The following is a 17,754-nucleotide window of genomic DNA, read 5'->3' as shown; positions in this document are numbered from 1 at the left end:
CTGCCCCCCCCCCCGGGCTCCGGAGCCTGTTGGCCGAACCGGGGGGCGCCGGGGGGGGGAAGCGCGTCCCCCCGCAGGGCGCCTTGCGTGCCGACCATCTGCCGAACGCTTCACGGCGGTTCCGGCGCACCCTGGGGGAACCGCTCCAACCCATCGTCGAGGGTGTAATAGTCCCCCTTGTCCGCCGCATAGATATGCCGCAGCGTCGTCAGGCTGGTCGGCTGGTCCAGCGTGCCAGCGGCGATGTCGAGCAACGCGCCCTCGTCGCCACTCCAGAACAGCGACGAACCGCAGCGCGAGCAGAACCCCCGCTGCGCCTTCGCCGAGGAACGGTACCAGGACAGGGTGTCCTGCGCCTCAATGACGACCGTCTTGCGCGGAATGGTGATGTAGGCTCCGAAATGGCCGTGGAAGCGCCGGCATTGGCCGCAGTGGCAGTTCACCACCCCCATGGGCCGCTCGGTCGCCCTGTACCGCACGCCACCACACAGACAACCGCCCGTCAGATCTCCGTCGTCGCTCATCGGCCCGCTCCCGTCCGTTTCCTCGATAAGATTCCCTCAGCCCTGCCAGAAGGATTCCCTCAGCCCTGCCAGAAGGGCTTGTCGGCCTCGGTCACCGCATCGGCGCGGGACAGGCCGATGTCCTGCAACAGATGATCGGGCAAGGCCTCCAACGCGCGCCGCTGGCGCCGCCGCTCGTTCCAGGTTGCCACCGTGTCGAACAGGGCAACCAGCGCACCGCCGATCCCCTGGCCGATCCCCTGGCCGGGCCGCTCCTGCGCGTCGGTGCGGGTGTTCATGCTGCCATTCATGCTCTGGGCCATGATCGCGTCTCCTCTTGTGTCCGGTCGCCGTCGATGCCTGTCGCCCGACGTTCCGAACTGTGTTCCGTGACTGGAGGATGGGCCACCCGGTCCTTGCGCACAAACGACGCTTTCTCATAGTTTGAATTAGGAAAACTAATCCGAAGACCGTCTCCCGGAGTTGCCTCATGGCCCGCCGCCTGCCGCCGCTGAACGCGTTGCGCGCCTTCGAATCCGCCGCCCGCCACCTGTCCTTCACCAAGGCGGCGGAGGAGCTTCACGTCACCCAGGCCGCCGTCAGCCATCAGATCAAGGGGCTGGAGGAATGGCTTGGGATGCCGCTGTTCCGGCGGATGAACCGCTCGCTGATCCTGACGGAGACCGGGCAATCCTATCTGCCGCCGGTGCGCGACGCGCTCGACACGCTGTCGCAGGCGACGGAGCGGCTGTTCCGCATGGACGGGTCCGGCGCGCTGACCATCTCCACCATGCCCAGCTTCGCCGCGAAATGGCTGGTCATGCGGCTGGGCCGCTTCCAGGCCCGCCATCCGGAGTTGGAGGTGCGGCTGCACACCACCCCGCAGCTCGTGGATTTCGCCCAACAGGACGTGGACATCGGCATCCGCTTCGGCGCCGGCAATTGGCCCGGCCTGCGTTGCGAGCGGCTGATGACCGAGGACATCTACCCGGTGTGCAGCCCGTCGCTTCTCAACGGTCCCCGCCCGCTGCGCCGCCCGGAGGATCTGCGCCACCACACGCTGCTCCACGACGACTACTTCATCACCTGGGGCACCTGGGGCGAGGCCGCGGGGGTGGAGGGGCTGGACCATGCCCGCGGCCCGCGCTTCGACGATTCGGCGCTGCTGCTCCAGGTCGCGGCGGAGGGCGGCGGCGTGGCGCTGGCCCGCGGCGTCCTGGTGGCGGACGATGTGGCCGCCGGGCGGCTGGTCCGGCTGTTCGACGTCCATTTGCCGGGTAACTACGCCTACTATGTGGCCGCCCCGCCCCATTACTTTACGCGCCCGAAGGTGAAGGCGTTCCGCGACTGGCTGTTCGAGGAAGCCGCCGCCGACCCGGCCCCCAAAGCCGCCCCCACAGCTGTTGCCGCTCACAGCCGGACCTTGTCTGCGGCGGAGTCCGCCACAACCTCTACCCCAGACGCCTGAACAGACGCCTGACCGGGGAAAGGTTGCGCCATGACGCCCGCACGTCCACTCGCCCTCGCCGCCCTCCTGTCCGCTTCGCTGGCCTGGCCCGCCGCCGCCCACCATGGCTGGGGCGGCTATGAATCGGACAAGGAGATGACGCTGACCGGCACCGTGCAGCAGATCGCCTTCAACAACCCGCACGCCATGCTGAACCTCCAGGCCGACGGCAAGCTTTGGCACGTCGTGCTCGCCCCGCCCAGCCGCATGAGCACGCGCGGCCTGCCCGCCGATTCGATCAAGCCCGGCCAGACCGTGACGGTGGTCGGCTATCCCGCCAAGTCCGATCCGGCGGAGCTGCGGGCGGAGCGCATCACCGCCGCCGACAAGACCATTGAGCTGCGCTGACGGCGAGTTGCGCTGACGGCGGCCCCCACGCATGGACCACGATCTCGGCCCCACCGGCCCAGGCTGGCTCGTCGCGCTGGAGACGTCCGGGCTCGGCGAGTCGCTGCGCCAGTCGGTCTGGCTCTACCCGCTGGTCGAGATCACGCACATCCTCGGATTCGCGCTTCTGGTCGGGGCGATCCTGGCCTTTGACCTGCGTCTGATCGGGGTTCGTGCGCCGCTGCTGCCGGCCGATGCGTTGGCGCGGCTGCTCCTGCCGGTGGCCGTTACCGGCTTCGCGCTGGCGGTGCCGACCGGCCTCCTCCTCTTCACGACGGAGGCGACGGCGCTGGCCGGCAACCCGGCCTTCCTGGCGAAGCTGGCGCTGATCGGGCTCGCCTTGCTGAACATCCTGGCCTTCCACGGGCTCGCCGGCCGTCGGATGGCGGACTGGAGCCTTGCGGACCGGCCACCGCCGGGCGCCCGGTTCGCGGGCGCTGCCTCGCTCGCGCTGTGGGTCGGCGCCCTGGCCTGCGGGCGGCTCATCGCCTACCTTTAAAAAGGTCATAGGGCGCGCTTGCGGGCGTCCGGGACCGCTCCTATAGTCGCGGCCCATGACCGGATCGCCCCATTCCACGACGGTTTTCCCGCACCGCCACCTCCTTGGCATCGAGGGGCTGACGGCAGGCGAGATCACCACCATCCTCGACCTCGCCGACGGCTACGTCGAGCAGAACCGCCAGCCTTCGAAGAAGTCGTCGCTCCTCGACGGGCGGACGATCGTCAACCTCTTCTTCGAGAATTCGACCCGCACCCGCACCAGCTTCGAGCTGGCCGGCAAGCGGCTCGGCGCCGACGTCATCAACATGTCGTCGGACGGCAGCTCGGTGAAGAAGGGCGAGACGCTGATCGACACGGCGATGACGCTGAACGCCATGCACCTCGACGCGCTGGTCGTTCGCCACGCCGATTCGGGGGCGGTGAAGCTGCTGGCCGACAAGGTCAACTGCTCGGTCATCAACGCGGGCGACGGCCACCACGAACACCCGACGCAAGGGCTCCTGGACGCGCTGGCGATCCGCCGCCGCCTGGGCAGCCTGGACGGTCTGATCGTGGCGATCTGCGGCGACATCCTGCACAGCCGCGTCGCGCGCTCCAACATCCATCTGCTGAACGCCATGGGCGCCCGCGTCCGCGTCGTGGCGCCGCCGACGCTGATCCCCTCGCAGATCGACCGGCTGGGCGTCGAGATCCACCACTCCATGGCGACCGGCCTGAAGGACGCCGACGTGGTGATGATGCTGCGCCTCCAGACCGAGCGGATGAGCGGCCAGTACGTCCCCTCGACCCGCGAATACTTCTACTTCTACGGCCTGGACTACGAGAAGCTGGCGGTGGCGAAGCCGCACGCGGTGGTCATGCATCCCGGCCCGATGAACCGCGGCGTCGAGATCGATTCGGAGGTCGCCGACGACCTCAAGCGCTCCATGATCCTCGATCAGGTGGAGCTGGGCGTGGCCGTCCGCATGGCCGTGCTCGACCTTCTCACCCGCGATCGCCGGGGGACCGATGTCTAATTCCGCCACGCGCGTCGCCTACCGCAACGCCCGCCTGCTCGACCCCGCCAGCGGCCTGGACCAGCGGGGCGACCTGCTGACCGAAGGCGCGAAGATCGCCGACTTCGGCCCGTCCCTGTTCGCCGACGGCGTGCCGGAGGGGATCGAGGTCGTCGACCTCCAGGGCCAGTGCCTCGCCCCCGGCCTCGTCGACATGCGCGTCCTGATCGGCGAGCCCGGCGAGGAGGAAAAGGACACCATCAAGAGCGCGTCGCGCGCCGCGGTGGCCGGCGGCATCACCGCCGTGGTCCTGCTCCCCAACACCGACCCGGTGACCGACGAGGTGGCGAGTCTGGAGTTCATCGCCCGGCGCGCCCGCGAAGTGCGTCTGGTCAAGGTCTTCGCCTACGCCGCCGCGACCCGCGGGACCGAGGGCAACGAGATCACCGAGATGGGCCTGCTGTCCCGCGCCGGGGCCGTGGCCTTCACCGACGGCACCAAGGCGATCGCCAGCGCCAAGGCGATGCGCCGCGCGCTCAGCTACGCCCGCACCTTCGACAAGCTGATCGTCCAGCATCCGGAGGAGCCGAGCCTCGCCAGCGGCGGCATGATGAATTCGGGCGAGCGGGCCACCCGCCTCGGCCTCATCGGCATCCCGCGGGAGGCCGAGATCATCATGATCGAGCGCGACCTGCGCCTGCTCGAACTCTCCGGCGGCCGGCTGCACTTCGCCCATGTCACGACGGGCGAGTCGGTGGACCTGATCCGCCGCGCCAAGGCGCGCGGGCTCAAGGTCACCTGCGACACCGCCCCGCATTACTTCGCCCTGACCGAGACGGACGTCGGCGACTACCGCACCTTCGCCAAGGTCTCCCCGCCGCTGCGCGGCGAAATGGACCGGCGGGCCATCGTGGAAGGTCTGGCCGACGGCACCATCGACGCCATCGCCTCCGACCACACGCCGCAGGACCAGGACCAGAAGCGCCTGCCCTTCGCCCAGGCCGCCTGCGGTGTGATCGGGCTGGAGACGCTGTTCCCGCTGACGCTGGAACTGGTGCACAAGGGCGCCATGCCGCTGCTGAAGGCGCTGGCCTGCGTGACCGTCAAGCCGGCCGAACTCCTCGGCCTGCCGCTCGGCCGCATCGCCAAGGGGGCGCCCGCCGACCTGATCGCCTTCGACCTTGACGTGCCGTGGAAGGTGGACGTGGCGGCCTTCAAGTCGAAGTCGAAGAACAGCCCCTTCGAGGACCGCCCCGTCCAGGGCCGTCCGCTGCGCACCGTGGTGGACGGGCGCACCGTCTGGCAGTTCGAGGGCTGACCGGGTGACTCTCCTCATCTCCGCCCTGCTGGGCTATCTGCTGGGCTCGATCCCCTTCGGGCTGGTGCTGACGCGGCTGGCCGGTCTGGGCGACATCCGCCAGATCGGCTCCGGCAACATCGGCGCCACCAACGTGCTGCGCACCGGCAACAAGCCGCTGGCCGCCGCCACCCTGATCCTGGACAGCGGCAAGGGTGCCATCGCCGCCCTGCTCGCCCTCGCCTGGGCGGGGCCGGAGGCGGCGGTCTTCGCGGCGGGCGGCGCCATGCTGGGCCACAGCTTCCCGGTCTGGCTCGGCTTCAAGGGCGGCAAGGGCGTGGCGACCGCGCTCGGCGTGCTGCTGGCGGTGTCCTGGCCGGTCGGCGTGATCGCCTGCGCGACGTGGCTCGCCATGGCCTTCCTGTTCAAGATCTCGTCGCTGTCGGCCCTGACCGCTCTCGGCCTCAGCCCGATCTTCGGCTGGATTTTCGGCGGGCCGCTGGTGGCGGGTCTGTGCCTGTTCATCGCGGTGCTGGTCGCCATCCGCCATTCCGCGAACATCCAGCGCCTGCTCAAAGGTGAGGAGCCGAAGATCAGCTTCGGCAAGAAGAAGGCCTGATCGCTCCCGGCTCACGTCTTCAGGAACAGCTCTTCCATCGCCGTCAGAAGCTCCCCTGCCAGGACGGGCTTCCTCAGGATCACCAGCGGTCCGCCCTCCCCTTTCCGCAGGCCGGGAATGCCGTCCTCGGGCGGCGAGGCGGAGAGCACGACGATGGGCAGGTCGGGCCGGTCGAGCCGCAATTGGCGGATCATCGCCTCGCCACCCAGCCGGGGCATGACCAGATCGGTGATGACGGCGTCGAAGGCCCCTTCGGTCAGGGCGTTCAAACCGGCCTCGCCGTCCGTCACGGTGGTGACCGTGCAATGGGCCATTTCCAGCATGCGGGCCATCGCCATGGCGGTGAGCGAGTCATCCTCCACGAGAAGAATATTGAGCGGCCTCGCGAAACGCACCGGTAACCTCCACGGGTGGCGAACGGGCCGACACTCTCCACGAAGGCCAGTTGCTTCGCTCCTGCAAAAAAGTGTGGCAGCGCACGTTATTTAGGACGCCGGCTTCACCGTACCATGGGGTGGCGTCCGGCGGGATGGTTTCGAAAAGGCCGTGACCGAACCTGCCCCCCGGGCCTTGCGGCGGCTCGACCAGCGGTATTGCGGGTCGTCGGCGATCAGGTGCAGGTGATCGGAGATGCGGTTGCGCTCCAGCCAGCCGAGGGCGGCCTCCAACTCCGACAGCGTCATCTCCGACCGCGCTTTGTTCATGCAGCGCTTCAGCACGGCGTTGTAGGTGTGGTAGCTGACCGGCCCCTCGGCGACGAGGTTGTTGTCCTGGTCCTCGATCACCTGGGCCGCCACGATCTGGCCGATGCGCTGGCGCAGATGATGCTCCACGGCGCTGGGCACCTGCACCCCGTCCTTCGCCGGGGAGGCAGCCGGCGGGCGGTCGGCGGCGTCCCGCCCCGGCGACGGGTTGCCGAAATCGGGGCCGGGAGCGACCACGGCGAAGCGCAGGGCCGTCGCGTTGGATTCCAGCGGGATGATCTCCGGCTCCGCCTCCACCGTGCGCTCGAAGGGGAGTTCGTGTTGGCGCCGCGTCTTCACCATGGCCCGCGTGCCCTGCTGCGTTTCCACCATCTGGCGGAACCGCTCGAACATCATGTCGGAGGGGTGGTAGATCACCGCCCGCTGCTGCTCGTAGGCACCGGCGTGGGGATCGACGCGGGTGGCCCGCGCGATGGCCTGCTCCAGCCAGGGGCGGGAGCGGATGTGGGTCAGGCAGGCGACGTGCGAAATGGCCGGCGCGTCCAGCCCCTCATAGGCCATGGCGACGGAGACCAGCACGGCGGGTTCCGGGCGCAGGCGGAAGGCGGCCACCACTTCCTGCGCGTCGCGCCGTTCGGAAATGGCGATCTGCGCCATCCGCGCCGCCTGAGCGCCGGGCATCCAGCCGCGCAGCGTGTCCAGGTAGTTGCGGGCGGTTTCCTGGTCCGGCGCGATCACCAAAAGCTTGCCCAGCCCGGCACCCTCATGCCCGGAACCGGTCCCCGCCGCGCGCCGCTTCGCCCGGTGCTCGCGGCAGGAGCGGTAGGCCTCGCGCAGCATGGCCTGGGCGAAACCGGTGCGCAGCGCGGTGAACAGGGCGTCGCGGGTGTTCTCCCCGGCGCGGGACAGCGCGTCGACGCTGCGCGTCGTCCGCTCCGCGTCCAGCCATGTCGCGGTGCCGTCCATCGCGCCGAAGGTCACCGGCAGAATCGCCTTCTCGGCCAGCGCCTGCCGCCGCGAATAGCCGACGATCGCCCAGCCCGGCGCCTTGAAATCGATCTCGCGCACCCTCCGCACCCCCGTCGGCGCGCGGTAGGGCAGCCACAGGATGGGGCGCCCGTCCGCCCGCTCCAGCGTGCCGCTCATGAGCAGGCGGGCGGCGGCACTTTCCAACAGGGGCAGGATGGAGCGGCTCCAGGCGGTCTCATCCTCCGCCGTGGTCGCCGATCCGGTGTCGGCGACGGCGGGCAGGTGATGCAGCTCGTCCACGGCCAGCAGATAGCGGTGGCGGCGGAACTCCTGAAGGTGCAGGTCCGGGGCGGCGGCGACCGCCTGATAGGTGGTGACGTAACCTTGCAGACCACGGCAGGGATCGCGCCCGTTCTCCGCCGCCCGCAGCGCGATCCCGTGGCCGAGCGCCTCGCGCCAGCGCGGATCGGCGAAGGCTTCCTCGGCCTGCCGGCGCAGGCTGTCGCGGGGCACGATCCAGCAGATGCGGTCGATCAGTCCGGCGCGCATCAGCGCCGCCCCCATGATGACCGGCAGCAGCGACTTTCCTCCACCCGGCGTCACCGCGGCCAGAACGTCCCGCACGTCCGTCTGCCGCTGCGCGATGGCCGCGGCGACGCCGGCGACCATGGTCTGGTGGCTCCTCAACGCTGGCATGCCGGCTTGACGCCCCTCCCTGACGGTTTTGCGCGGTACGAGCCGGCAAGGCTAAGCTGCGGGGAGTCATCGGGTCACGGATTCAATCGTAGGTAAGCATCCCTCAAAGGAGGGGGGCCGCTCGCCAAAGGAGTCCGAAGGAAAGGCGCCGGGTGCGCTTCGGTCTGGGCGCGGCTCGGGCTTCGTGGTACACGAATTGTTCTTTTGAAAAGACCCCAACGAGAAGAGCAAGGAGGGCACCAGGAGATGAGCACCCGTCCGCAGGCGGTTTCCACCCAGCATGTCGAGAACGAGCGCACCCGCGTCACCGAATGGCGTCTGGTGCCAGGGGCGGAGACCGGCGCCCATGTGCATGGCTACGATTATGTGATCGTCCCGGTGACGGCCGGCGCTTTCACCATCGTCGATCCGGACGGCAACGCCCGCCAGTTCCCGCTGGAGCCGGGCCGCTCCTATTTCCGCAAGGCCGGCGTCAGCCACAACGTCATCAACGACGGCGACAGCGACATCGTCTTCGTCGAGGTCGAATTCCTCCAGCCCGGCTGACCCCTCACGCCCGATCCAACTGACCGATGCACCGCGGCTCCACCATGTTCGACTATGGCCAGGACGGCGACGAGCCGCTTCCGGACGCCGTCATCCGTTCCGGCGGGCCGCGGTCCGTCCAGCATTTGCTGCTCTCTCTGTCGCCGGAGAACCCGCTCTACCTCTACGCCGACGCGGCGGACGCCGGGGGCGGGGCCTATTACCGGGATTCCCGCGAGGTCTGGCAATCGCCGGCCGACGGCGAGGGCCTGCGCTGGCGCTGGTTCGTCGGCAGCCAGGGCCGCGTCGTCGAGGCCGCCCCCGGCGACGTCCATGGCCTGCGCCGCGCCGCGCCGGTCGCCCTGACCATCACCTGGTACAGCCTGCCGGACCGCGAGAGTGTCGGGCGGGTGCGCAACGCCCTGCGCGCCATCGGCGCCACCTGCAGCCGCGGCCCGGCGGGCTAAGGGCGTACCTCGATCATGGACGCCGGGAACGCATAGGCGCCATGTCATTTCGGAATCCCTCTTGATCAGGCCGTGATTGTGTGGTCGCGACTTCTGTCCTAATGTTAGGAACCAGGAATCCGGGAGCATCCGACAGAGTGGCCGTCACCCAGGCACAGCCTTCGCGCGTTCTGACGCCCTGTGCCTCATCGCTCGTCCTGCGGTGACCGCCCATGATGGCCTCTTCCCACATGATCGTCGGCGGGGCGGCGTGGTTCTACGCGTCGGCACGCTTCGGACTTCCCTTCGACGTGGTGGCGTTCGGGGCGGCGGTGATCGGGTCTCTGGCGCCGGACATCGACCATCCCAAATCGACGCTCGGCCAGTTGATGCGGCCCCTGTCGAACGTGATCTCCGCCGTCTTCGGTCATCGCGGCGTCACCCATTCCACGCTGGCCATCGTGGGCTGCCTTTGGGTGCTGCACGAGTACGCGGACTACTCGCACCTGATCCTGCCCTTCCTGATCGGCTACCTGACCCATTTGGCAGGCGATCTGCTGACCCCGGCAGGGCTGCCGCTGCTGTGGCCGATCAAGCGACGGCGCAACTTCGCGCTTCCCATCCTGAAGACCGGAGGCTTTTCTGAGCAGTTGGCGGTCACGCTGCTGGCCGGCTGGATGATCTCCGGCCTGTTTTCCGCGTCCTGGCCGGGGCTGCCCCTCGACCGCCTGCCCTTCGAGAACTGGATGGCGATGGACCGCCCGTGGCGCTCCGCCGTCGTCGCGGCTCAGGGCTTCCTCGGGGAGGAAGGGCGGGAGCGCAGCGCGCCCCCCATCCCCGCCCGCAAGCCTACGGAACCCGCAAGGATTCGCCCTCTGAAAGGATGAGGCATGAGCGCTTGGGTTGTGTTTTAAATGTGACGGTCAACGACTCATCTTTGCTTTTTGTTTCGTCACCCTTGTTAGATTTCGTCATAGAGACCGCGAAAATGTGTCTTTGTCACCGTTTAGCGATTCGTTAGGCTTTTTAGGCATATTCTAACGACCATATCCAATCGATCTTAGATTGAATTTCCACACGCTTCGATGCGGACGGGTCCGACCATGGCAAAGCTCCGGATGTCGAAAGAGATGCAGGCGGCCGACGGCGTGCCGCCCGATGCGGCGACGGCGATTCCGCTCCACCTCGCCCTGCCCGACCTGCCCGGCGGACAGGACAAGAGCCTGAAGCGTGTGTCCGACGTGCTGGCCCCGCTGGACCATGGGCAGAAGCTCCAGCTCTACAAGATGATCCGCGACGGGTATCTGGAGGACATGGCCGAGCCGGTCGCCCAGATGCTGGTCACCATGCTGAACGGGCGGCGGTCCGAGCACGCGCGCCGCGTCTGGACCGGCCTGTTCGACGCGCTGATCCTGCGCGACGATTCCCTGCTGTCCAGCGGCGTCCGGCTGGCCGGCGCCCTGCATCTGGCGGACGTCAGCGCCTGGTGGTTCGCCCTGGCTCCCCGCATGGAACCGCAGGTCAGTCGCGTCCAGGAGACTGTGGCCCGCCTCGCCAAGGACCAGCCGCTGAACGAGATCTTCGCCTCCGCCGAGGCGCAGAGCTGGGCGGACGAGCTGCGCCAGCGCAGCCTTGCCGTTCTGGCCCGCCTGCGCGCCACGCCGGCGGAAGCGACCGCCTTCCTGTCCGAGGTGTCGGGCTTCCGCGCGCAGATGTTGAAACGCCACGGTGTCCGCCAGCGCGAGGGCGTCTCCCGCGCCGAGCTGGAGCGGATGGAGACCATCCTTCAGGCGGCCCCCGCCTGGGCGGGCCAGCCCCTGCCGTCGCTGCTGCACGGCGACCCGGTGCGTCTGGCGCGGGAGATGGTGCGCCGCGGCGACTGCACGCGCGACGGGGCGGCCATGTTCGCGGTGGCCGGCCTGCACCGGCGCGACGACGCCGCCCTGGCGACCCGCCTGTTCGAAGCCTTTCCCGTCGCCGTGGCAAAGGACGCCATCATCGGTCGCCTTCTGGTCGCCGCGGAGACTCTGAGAGCCACGCTGACCGGCAGCTTTCTCAGCAAACCGGGCCTGCTGGTGGCGGACGCGGTGGACGACCGCGACCATCCCTCCGCCCAACTCCAGCATTTCCTGGCCTGGTACGACGCCGTCCACGCGCTGGAGCTGGACACCACCGACCGCGAACGCAACATGGTCCATCAGGCGTTCCGCGAGCTGAGCAACGCGGTGCACGAGGACCTCGCCCCCGTCCTCGCCCGGAGGATCGAGGCGCTGACCATGCACAGCGTGCTCGACCCGCTGATCGAACGCGTGCGCTTCGTCAACGAATTCCAGGCGCAGCTGGCGCGGCGCGGCATCGTGTCGTCGGGCAAGCCGTGGCGGGCCGAGGACGGCAACCACGTCGCCACGGTCTTCCGCCGCCTGTCCTCCACCGGCGCCGCGGAAGGGCTGCGGACGCTGGGCCAGCTCGCCGATCTGGCGGACATGCTGAGCTACCCCATCGAGATCACCGCGCTCGACATCGCGCTGGCCAGTGTGATCGAGGCGGCGTTGCGGCAGCAACAGACGTTCGGCGCTGCCGAAACCCGCCTGATCGACCGCGTCATCGCCGTGTCGAGCGACGAGCGCAAGCGCTGCCGCTGGTGGGTCGCCCCCGAGGTCGTCACCCTGCTGGACGCCGCGGAAAAGTCCGGCATCGCGGGCACCGCGAAGAAGTAACGGCGAACCGCCGAACCCCCACCGTTTCAGCGTGTGCCCAGGATGCGGCAGCCTGCGTTCCCGGCCGGTTCATTCCGGCTGCGGAACGGCGGTGCCAACCTCCTGTTGTCCGGACATGTGAAGTCGGCGCAGTCCCCCATCATGGCGGCGTCCGGCGCTCCCCCGCAGATCCGGAGTCTCCATGGCACAGCTCAAGGCCAGCCTGCGCCCGGCCACCGCCCCTCCCCCCGAACCGATTCCCGTCACGCTGACCGTCAACGGGGTCGAGCGGACGCTCCACCTCGCCCCCTGGACGACGCTGCTGGACGCGCTGCGCCTGCACCTCGACCTGACCGGCACCAAGAAGGGATGCGATCACGGCCAGTGCGGGGCCTGTACCGTCCTGGTGGACGGGCGGCGCATCAATTCCTGCCTGACGCTGGCGGCGATGCAGGACGGCCGCAAGGTCACCACCATCGAGGGGCTGACCACCGGCGACGCGCTCCACCCGCTCCAGGAGGCCTTCATCGAGCATGACGCCTTCCAGTGCGGCTACTGCACGCCGGGCCAGATCTGTTCCGCGGCGGGGCTGATCGCCGAGGGCAAAGCCAGCACCGACGACGAGATCCGCGAGTTGATGAGCGGCAACCTGTGCCGCTGCGGGGCCTACCCCAACATCGTCGCGGCGATCCGGCAGGCGATGGCCGCCGTGGCTACGAAGGCGGAGGGTGCGCCATGAGATCCTTCACCTACGCCCGCGCCGACAGCGCGGCGGACGCGGTCGGGCGGGCTGGCGCCTCCGGGACCGCCTTCGTCGCCGGGGGGACCAACCTGCTCGATCTTATGAAGGCCGACGTGGTGCACCCGGAACGGCTGGTCGACATCTCGCGCTTGCCGCTGGACCGGATCGAGGACACGGCGGAGGGCGGCCTGCGGCTGGGCGCGCTGGCCCGCAACGCCGACACCGCTTACGACGAGCGCGTGCAGACCCGCTACCCCATGCTGTCCAAGGCGATTCTCGCCGGAGCCTCGGCTCAGCTCCGCAATATGGCGACCAACGGCGGCAACCTGCTGCAGCGGACCCGCTGCTACTACTTCTACGACACCGCCACCCCCTGCAACAAACGGGAGCCGGGATCGGGCTGCGGCGCGATCGGCGGGGTGAACCGCATCCACGCCATCCTGGGCGCCAGCGACCAGTGCATCGCCGTCCACCCCTCCGACCTCTGCGTCGCTCTGGCGGCGCTCGAAGCGGTCGTCCAGGTGACCGGTCCGGAGGGCGAGCGCAGCATCCCCTTCGCCGAGTTCCACCGACTGCCCGGCGACCGTCCGGAGATCGACACGGTCCTGCGGCCGGGCGACCTCATCACGGCCATCGACCTGCCGGCCAAGGGCTTCGCCGAGCATTCGACCTATCTGAAGATCCGCGACCGCGCCTCCTACGCCTTCGCGCTGGTGTCGGTGGCGGCGGGGCTGGAGATGGATGGGGGCACCGTCCGCGACGCCCGGCTGGCGCTGGGCGGCGTCGCCCACAAGCCCTGGCGCGACCCGGAGGCCGAAGCCGCCCTCATCGGGAAACCCGCCACGCCCGACCAGTTCCGCGGCGCCGCGCGCGTTCTGCTGCGCGACGCCAAGGGGCACGAGCACAACAGCTTCAAGATCGAACTGGCCGAGCGCGCCATCGTCCGCGCCCTGACCGAAGCCGCCGAGCGCAAGGGAGCGCCCCGCCCATGATCGCCATTCCCAGCATTCCCGGCTTCCTGAGGGAGCCCAACGGCCCCATCGGCAAGCCCGTCAACCGGGTGGATGGGCGCAAGAAGGTGACCGGCGACGCCCATTACGCCGCCGAGTTCACCTTGCCGGACCTCGCCCACGGCTGCATCGTCTCCAGCGCCATCGCGCGCGGGCGGATCACCCGCATCGACACCGCGGCGGCGCTGGCCCTGCCCGGCGTCATCCACATCTTCACCCATGAGAACCGGCCGAGCCTCGCCTGGTTCGACCGCAAATGGAAGGACGACGACGCGCCCAAGGGATCGCCCTTCCGACCGCTCTACGACGCGGAGATCCACCATGCGCTCCAGCCGGTGGCGCTGGTGATCGCCGAGAGCTTTGAACTGGCCCGCTACGCCGCCCGCCTCGTCCACATCGAGTATGAGGTGGCCCCCCACCAGACCAACCTGCGCGCCAACCGCGCGAACACCTTCACCCCCGGCAAGGACAAGGGCGGTTTCCAGCCCCCGCCGAAGCCGCGCGGCAACCCGGAGCAGGCGTTCCTGGACTCACCCGTCCAGGTGGACGTGGAATTCACCCAGGCTGCGGAATACCACAACCCGATGGAGATGCACGCCACCACCGTCCTGCACCACGACGACGGCACGCTGACCGTCCACGACAAGACCCAGGGCGCGCAGAACTGCCACACCTACGTCTGCAACGTCTTCGGCCTGCCCAAATCCGCCGTGCGGGTGATGTCGCCCTTCGTCGGCGGCGCCTTCGGCTCCGGCTTGCGGCCGCAGCATCAGCTCTTCATGGCCATGCTGGCGGCGACGCAATTGAAACGCTCCGTCCGGGTGGAGCTGTCGCGCCCGCAGATGTTCAGCTTCGGCCACCGGCCCGAAACCATCCAGCGGGTGGCTCTGGGCGCCGACCGCGACGGCACGCTGCGGGCGCTGATCCACGAGGCGGTGCAGGAAAGCTCGCGGAACGAGAACTACGTGGAGATCGTCGTCAACTGGTCGGGCCAGCAGTACACATGCGACAACGTCCGGCTGGACTACAAGCTGTCGCGGCTGGACGTGCACACGCCGCAGGACCAGCGCGCGCCGGGCGCTGCGACCGGCGTCCCGGCGCTGGAGATCGCCATGGACGAGCTGGCCTGCAAGCTCGGCATGGACCCGGTGGAGCTTCGTCTGAAGAACTACGCGGAGACCGATCCCAACACCGGAAACCCCTTTTCCAGCAAGGAGCTGCGCGCCTGCTTCCAGCACGGCGCGGAGCGGTTCGGCTGGGCGAAGCGCACTCCCGCGCCGCGCTCCATGCGCGAAGGCCGCGAGCTGATCGGCTGGGGCATGGCGGCGGGCGTGTGGGACGCCATGCAGGGGCAGGCCGCCGCCAAGGCGGTCCTGGGCGTCGATGGGAAGCTGGTGGTGTCCAGCGCCACCGCCGACATCGGCACCGGCACCTACACCGTCATGACGCAGATCGCCGCCGACGTTCTGGGCCTGCCGATCGAGGAGGTGACCTTCTGCCTGGGCGATTCCTCGCTTCCCACCGCCCCCATCGAGGGCGGGTCCTGGACCGTCTCCACCGTCGGGTCGGCGGTGAAGGCGGTGTGCGACCGGGTGCGGTCACAGCTGGTCACGTTGGCCGGGAAGCTGGACAACAGCCCGCTGAAGGGCGTGGCGGAGGCGGATGTCCTCTTCGCCGACGGCCATCTGATCGTCCGGAACGACCGGTCGCGGCGCCTGTCCATCACCGACGTGATGCGGGGATCCGGCACCCTGAGCATCGAGGAGGAGGCGCGCGCCCTGCCCTATCTGCTGGCGCGGGCGCGGCACACCTTCGCCACCCATTCCGCGGTCTTCGTGGAGGTCCGGGTGGACGAGGATCTCGGCACCATCCGGGTGGCCCGCGTGGTCAGCGCCATCGCCGCCGGCCGCATCATCAACCCCAAGACGGCGCGCAGCCAGATTCAGGGCGCCGTGGTCTGGGGCATCGGCATGGGTCTGGAGGAGGAGGCCTTCACCGACCACCGGCTGGGCCGCGTGATGAATCACGACTACGCCGAGTACCATGTCCCGGTGAACGCGGACGTGCCGGAGATCGACGTGCTGTTCGTCGAGGAGCATGACGACATGGTCAACGCGCTGGGCGCCAAGGGGGTCGGCGAGATCGGCATCGTCGGCGTTCCCGCCGCCATCGCCAACGCCATCCATCACGCGACCGGCGTGCGCGTGCGCGATTTCCCGATCACGCTGGACAAGGTGCTGGCGGGTCTGCGCTGACGAGGGCGGGAGGCCGGGAGGGGGCCCTACACGACCACCTCCCGAACCATCCGCCCCCTTTTACGCCGCGGCGACGGCCTCGACCGGCGCCATGCGGATCAGGTAGTCGAAGGCCGACAGGGCGGCCTTCGAGCCCTCGCCCATGGCGATGATGATCTGCTTGTAGGGCACCGTCGTCGCGTCGCCCGCCGCGAACACGCCGGGGATGGAGGTCTGGCCGCGCGCGTCCACCTCGATCTCGCCGCGCGGGCTCAGCGCCACCGAGCCCTTCAGCCACTCGGTGTTGGGCACGAGGCCGATCTGCACGAAGATGCCTTCCAGATCGATCCGGTGCACCTCGCCGGTGTTGCGGTTCTTGTAGCTGAGGCCGGTTACCTTGGTGCCGTCGCCATGCACCTCGGTCGTCAGGCCCGAGGTGATGACGCGCACGTTGGGCAGGCTGCGCAGCTTGCGCTGGAGCACCTCGTCGGCGCGGAGCTGGCTGTCGAACTCGATCAGCGTCACCTCGGCGACGATGCCGGCCAGATCGATCGCCGCCTCCACACCGGAGTTGCCGCCGCCGATGACCGCCACGCGCTTGCCCTTGAACAGCGGGCCGTCGCAGTGCGGGCAGTAGGCCACGCCCTTGTTCCGGTACTCGTCCTCGCCGGGGACGCCCATCTGGCGCCAGCGGGCGCCGGTGGACAGGATCACCGTCTTGGACTTCAGCGAGGCGCCGTTGGCGAGCTGGACCTCGATCAGGCCGCCCGGACCCTCGGCGGGGATCAGCTTCTCCGCCCGCTGCAGGTTCATCACGTCGACCTCATACTCCTTGACGTGCTGCTCCAGCGCGGTGGCCAGCTTCGGCCCCTCGGTGTGGGAGACGGAGATGAAGTTCTCGATGGCCATGGTGTCGAGCACCTGACCGCCGAAGCGCTCCGCCGCGACGCCGGTGCGGATGCCCTTGCGGGCCGCGTAGATCGCCGCCGCGGCGCCGGCCGGGCCGCCGCCGATCACCAGCACGTCGAAGGCGTCCTTGGCCTTGATCTTCTCCGCGTCGCGCTGCGAGGCGCCGGTGTCGATCTTGGCGAGGATCTGCTCCAGCCCCATGCGGCCCTGGCCGAACGGCTCGCCGTTCAGGAAGATGGACGGGACGGCCATGATCTTGCGCGATTCGACCTCCTGCTGGAACAGCGCGCCATCGATGGCGACATGCTTGATCCGCGGGTTCAAAACGCTCATCAGGTTCAGGGCCTGCACCACGTCGGGGCAGTTCTGGCAGGACAGCGAGAAATAGGTCTCGAACCGGTACTCACCCTCCAGCGCCTTCACCTGCTCGATGACCTCCGCCGACTCCTTGGAGGGGTGGCCGCCGACCTGCAGCAGGGCGAGGATGAGGGAATTGAATTCGTGGCCCATCGGCAGGCCGGCGAAGCGGACACCGACGTCGGTGCCGGTGCGCGTGATCGCGAAGGAGGGCTTGCGCGCGTCGTCGTCGCTGCGGACGAAGGTGATCTTGTCCGACAGGGACGCGATGTCCTGCAGCAGGGCCTGCATTTCCTGCGACTTGGCGCCGTCGTCCAGGGAGGCGGCCAGTTCGATGGGCTGCGTGATCTTGTCGAAATAGGCCTTGAGCTGGCCTTTGACGTTGCTATCCAACACGGCGAGGGCTCCCGAAAGTGGTTTTTCGAAGCGAGCCCGGTGGCGCCAGGGCGGGTCCGGGCAGCAGAATTTCGTTGAAGCGTTTCTTGTCGAACGGCAGATCTTGGTGAACGGATGAAGGCCACTCGTGATCCGGGCCCGGAATCGATCCGGGCCCGAAGCCGTGGCGCCGCGGCCAGCGTGGCCGCGGCCGGACCGTCCGGGCGCGGGGGGGGGCGGCGGGGCCCCCGGGGGCGGGCGGGGGGGGGTGGGGCTTGGCCG

Annotated in this window: 18 protein-coding genes; 13 read left to right on the top strand and 5 right to left on the bottom strand. The window is 69.1% G+C overall.

Annotated elements, in window-relative coordinates; genetic code table 11:
* Positions 1-110: 110 nt before the first annotated feature.
* Positions 111-524 (bottom strand): GFA family protein, encoded by a 414-nt coding sequence (locus tag H0B54_RS12995; protein ID WP_188260667.1) that lies wholly within the window; start codon positions 522-524, stop codon positions 111-113.
* A gap of 59 nt (positions 525-583) precedes the next feature.
* Positions 584-826 (bottom strand): DUF1127 domain-containing protein, encoded by a 243-nt coding sequence (locus H0B54_RS12990; RefSeq protein ID WP_188260666.1) that lies wholly within the window; start codon positions 824-826, stop codon positions 584-586.
* A 167-nt stretch (positions 827-993) separates the two neighbouring features.
* Between H0B54_RS12990 and H0B54_RS12985 the strand changes: the two genes are divergently transcribed.
* From H0B54_RS12985 to plsY, 6 genes are read left to right on the top strand one after another with little or no spacing between them, the layout of a single operon-like run.
* Positions 994-1,971 carry a transcriptional regulator GcvA gene (locus H0B54_RS12985; RefSeq protein ID WP_188260665.1) on the top strand — a complete coding sequence of 326 codons (978 nt, stop codon included), beginning with the start codon at positions 994-996 and terminating at the stop codon, positions 1,969-1,971.
* A gap of 30 nt (positions 1,972-2,001) precedes the next feature.
* Positions 2,002-2,358, top strand: a complete 357-nt coding sequence (locus tag H0B54_RS12980) for a DUF6152 family protein (protein WP_188260664.1) — start codon at positions 2,002-2,004, stop codon at positions 2,356-2,358.
* A gap of 31 nt (positions 2,359-2,389) precedes the next feature.
* A complete protein-coding gene (locus H0B54_RS12975; protein WP_188260663.1) occupies positions 2,390-2,896 on the top strand; it encodes a hypothetical protein in 507 nt (168 codons plus the stop codon).
* 55 nt (positions 2,897-2,951) lie between these two features.
* Positions 2,952-3,914 carry an aspartate carbamoyltransferase catalytic subunit gene (locus H0B54_RS12970; protein WP_014198413.1) on the top strand — a complete coding sequence of 321 codons (963 nt, stop codon included), beginning with the start codon at positions 2,952-2,954 and terminating at the stop codon, positions 3,912-3,914.
* Positions 3,907-5,211, top strand: coding sequence for a dihydroorotase (locus H0B54_RS12965; RefSeq protein ID WP_188260662.1), 1,305 nt, complete (start codon positions 3,907-3,909; stop codon positions 5,209-5,211). Before H0B54_RS12970 ends, H0B54_RS12965 begins: the two co-directional genes overlap by 8 nt.
* A 4-nt stretch (positions 5,212-5,215) precedes the next feature.
* On the top strand, positions 5,216-5,809 hold the full coding sequence (gene plsY / locus H0B54_RS12960; protein WP_188260661.1) for a glycerol-3-phosphate 1-O-acyltransferase PlsY: 594 nt from the start codon (positions 5,216-5,218) through the stop codon (positions 5,807-5,809).
* An 11-nt stretch (positions 5,810-5,820) separates the two neighbouring features.
* Here the strand turns inward: plsY and H0B54_RS12955 are convergent, their stop codons facing one another.
* Positions 5,821-6,204 carry a response regulator gene (locus tag H0B54_RS12955; protein WP_188260660.1) on the bottom strand — a complete coding sequence of 128 codons (384 nt, stop codon included), beginning with the start codon at positions 6,202-6,204 and terminating at the stop codon, positions 5,821-5,823.
* 90 nt (positions 6,205-6,294) lie between these two features.
* Positions 6,295-8,178, bottom strand: a complete 1,884-nt coding sequence (locus H0B54_RS12950) for a DEAD/DEAH box helicase (protein ID WP_188260659.1) — start codon at positions 8,176-8,178, stop codon at positions 6,295-6,297.
* 246 nt (positions 8,179-8,424) lie between these two features.
* Between H0B54_RS12950 and H0B54_RS12945 the strand changes: the two genes are divergently transcribed.
* From H0B54_RS12945 to H0B54_RS12915, 7 genes are all read left to right on the top strand, one after another.
* The gene (locus H0B54_RS12945) at positions 8,425-8,724 is read left to right on the top strand and encodes a cupin domain-containing protein (RefSeq protein WP_014198409.1); all 300 of its coding nucleotides are present in this window, start codon (positions 8,425-8,427) and stop codon (positions 8,722-8,724) included.
* 26 nt (positions 8,725-8,750) lie between these two features.
* On the top strand, positions 8,751-9,170 hold the full coding sequence (locus H0B54_RS12940; RefSeq protein ID WP_188260658.1) for a hypothetical protein: 420 nt from the start codon (positions 8,751-8,753) through the stop codon (positions 9,168-9,170).
* A 212-nt stretch (positions 9,171-9,382) separates the two neighbouring features.
* Entirely contained in the window at positions 9,383-10,036 is a 654-nt protein-coding gene (locus tag H0B54_RS12935) for a metal-dependent hydrolase (protein ID WP_188260657.1), read from the top strand.
* Between the two features lie 216 nt (positions 10,037-10,252).
* A complete protein-coding gene (locus H0B54_RS12930; RefSeq protein ID WP_188260656.1) occupies positions 10,253-11,866 on the top strand; it encodes a hypothetical protein in 1,614 nt (537 codons plus the stop codon).
* 181 nt (positions 11,867-12,047) lie between these two features.
* On the top strand, positions 12,048-12,584 hold the full coding sequence (locus H0B54_RS12925) for a (2Fe-2S)-binding protein (RefSeq protein ID WP_188260655.1): 537 nt from the start codon (positions 12,048-12,050) through the stop codon (positions 12,582-12,584).
* Positions 12,581-13,579 (top strand): FAD binding domain-containing protein, encoded by a 999-nt coding sequence (locus tag H0B54_RS12920; protein WP_188260654.1) that lies wholly within the window; start codon positions 12,581-12,583, stop codon positions 13,577-13,579. The genes H0B54_RS12925 and H0B54_RS12920 overlap by 4 nt, the downstream gene beginning before the upstream one ends.
* Entirely contained in the window at positions 13,576-15,852 is a 2,277-nt protein-coding gene (locus H0B54_RS12915; protein WP_188260653.1) for a xanthine dehydrogenase family protein molybdopterin-binding subunit, read from the top strand. Before H0B54_RS12920 ends, H0B54_RS12915 begins: the two co-directional genes overlap by 4 nt.
* A gap of 60 nt (positions 15,853-15,912) precedes the next feature.
* Here the strand turns inward: H0B54_RS12915 and ahpF are convergent, their stop codons facing one another.
* Positions 15,913-17,493: an alkyl hydroperoxide reductase subunit F gene (gene ahpF / locus H0B54_RS12910; protein WP_188260652.1), complete on the bottom strand. Its 1,581-nt coding sequence runs from the start codon at positions 17,491-17,493 to the stop codon at positions 15,913-15,915.
* Between the last annotated feature and the right edge of the window lie 261 nt (positions 17,494-17,754).

This window comes from Azospirillum tabaci, from assembly GCF_014596085.1.
GTDB lineage: Bacteria > Pseudomonadota > Alphaproteobacteria > Azospirillales > Azospirillaceae > Azospirillum > Azospirillum tabaci.
The sequence above is the reverse complement of the archived record's forward strand: the minus strand, read 5'-3'. Positions and strand labels throughout refer to the sequence as shown.

What these genes read in the sequence shown, in the direction of transcription:
- H0B54_RS12995 (WP_188260667.1), bottom strand. Translation starts at nt 524, where the DNA reads ATGAGCGACGACGGAGATCTGACGGGCGGTTGTCTGTGTGGTGGCGTG.
- H0B54_RS12990 (WP_188260666.1), bottom strand. Translation starts at nt 826, where the DNA reads ATGGCCCAGAGCATGAATGGCAGCATGAACACCCGCACCGACGCGCAG.
- H0B54_RS12985 (WP_188260665.1), top strand. Translation starts at nt 994, where the DNA reads ATGGCCCGCCGCCTGCCGCCGCTGAACGCGTTGCGCGCCTTCGAATCC.
- H0B54_RS12980 (WP_188260664.1), top strand. Translation starts at nt 2,002, where the DNA reads ATGACGCCCGCACGTCCACTCGCCCTCGCCGCCCTCCTGTCCGCTTCG.
- H0B54_RS12975 (WP_188260663.1), top strand. Translation starts at nt 2,390, where the DNA reads ATGGACCACGATCTCGGCCCCACCGGCCCAGGCTGGCTCGTCGCGCTG.
- H0B54_RS12970 (WP_014198413.1), top strand. Translation starts at nt 2,952, where the DNA reads ATGACCGGATCGCCCCATTCCACGACGGTTTTCCCGCACCGCCACCTC.
- H0B54_RS12965 (WP_188260662.1), top strand. Translation starts at nt 3,907, where the DNA reads ATGTCTAATTCCGCCACGCGCGTCGCCTACCGCAACGCCCGCCTGCTC.
- H0B54_RS12950 (WP_188260659.1), bottom strand. Translation starts at nt 8,178, where the DNA reads ATGCCAGCGTTGAGGAGCCACCAGACCATGGTCGCCGGCGTCGCCGCG.
- H0B54_RS12945 (WP_014198409.1), top strand. Translation starts at nt 8,425, where the DNA reads ATGAGCACCCGTCCGCAGGCGGTTTCCACCCAGCATGTCGAGAACGAG.
- H0B54_RS12940 (WP_188260658.1), top strand. Translation starts at nt 8,751, where the DNA reads ATGCACCGCGGCTCCACCATGTTCGACTATGGCCAGGACGGCGACGAG.
- H0B54_RS12935 (WP_188260657.1), top strand. Translation starts at nt 9,383, where the DNA reads ATGATGGCCTCTTCCCACATGATCGTCGGCGGGGCGGCGTGGTTCTAC.
- H0B54_RS12930 (WP_188260656.1), top strand. Translation starts at nt 10,253, where the DNA reads ATGGCAAAGCTCCGGATGTCGAAAGAGATGCAGGCGGCCGACGGCGTG.
- H0B54_RS12925 (WP_188260655.1), top strand. Translation starts at nt 12,048, where the DNA reads ATGGCACAGCTCAAGGCCAGCCTGCGCCCGGCCACCGCCCCTCCCCCC.
- H0B54_RS12920 (WP_188260654.1), top strand. Translation starts at nt 12,581, where the DNA reads ATGAGATCCTTCACCTACGCCCGCGCCGACAGCGCGGCGGACGCGGTC.
- H0B54_RS12915 (WP_188260653.1), top strand. Translation starts at nt 13,576, where the DNA reads ATGATCGCCATTCCCAGCATTCCCGGCTTCCTGAGGGAGCCCAACGGC.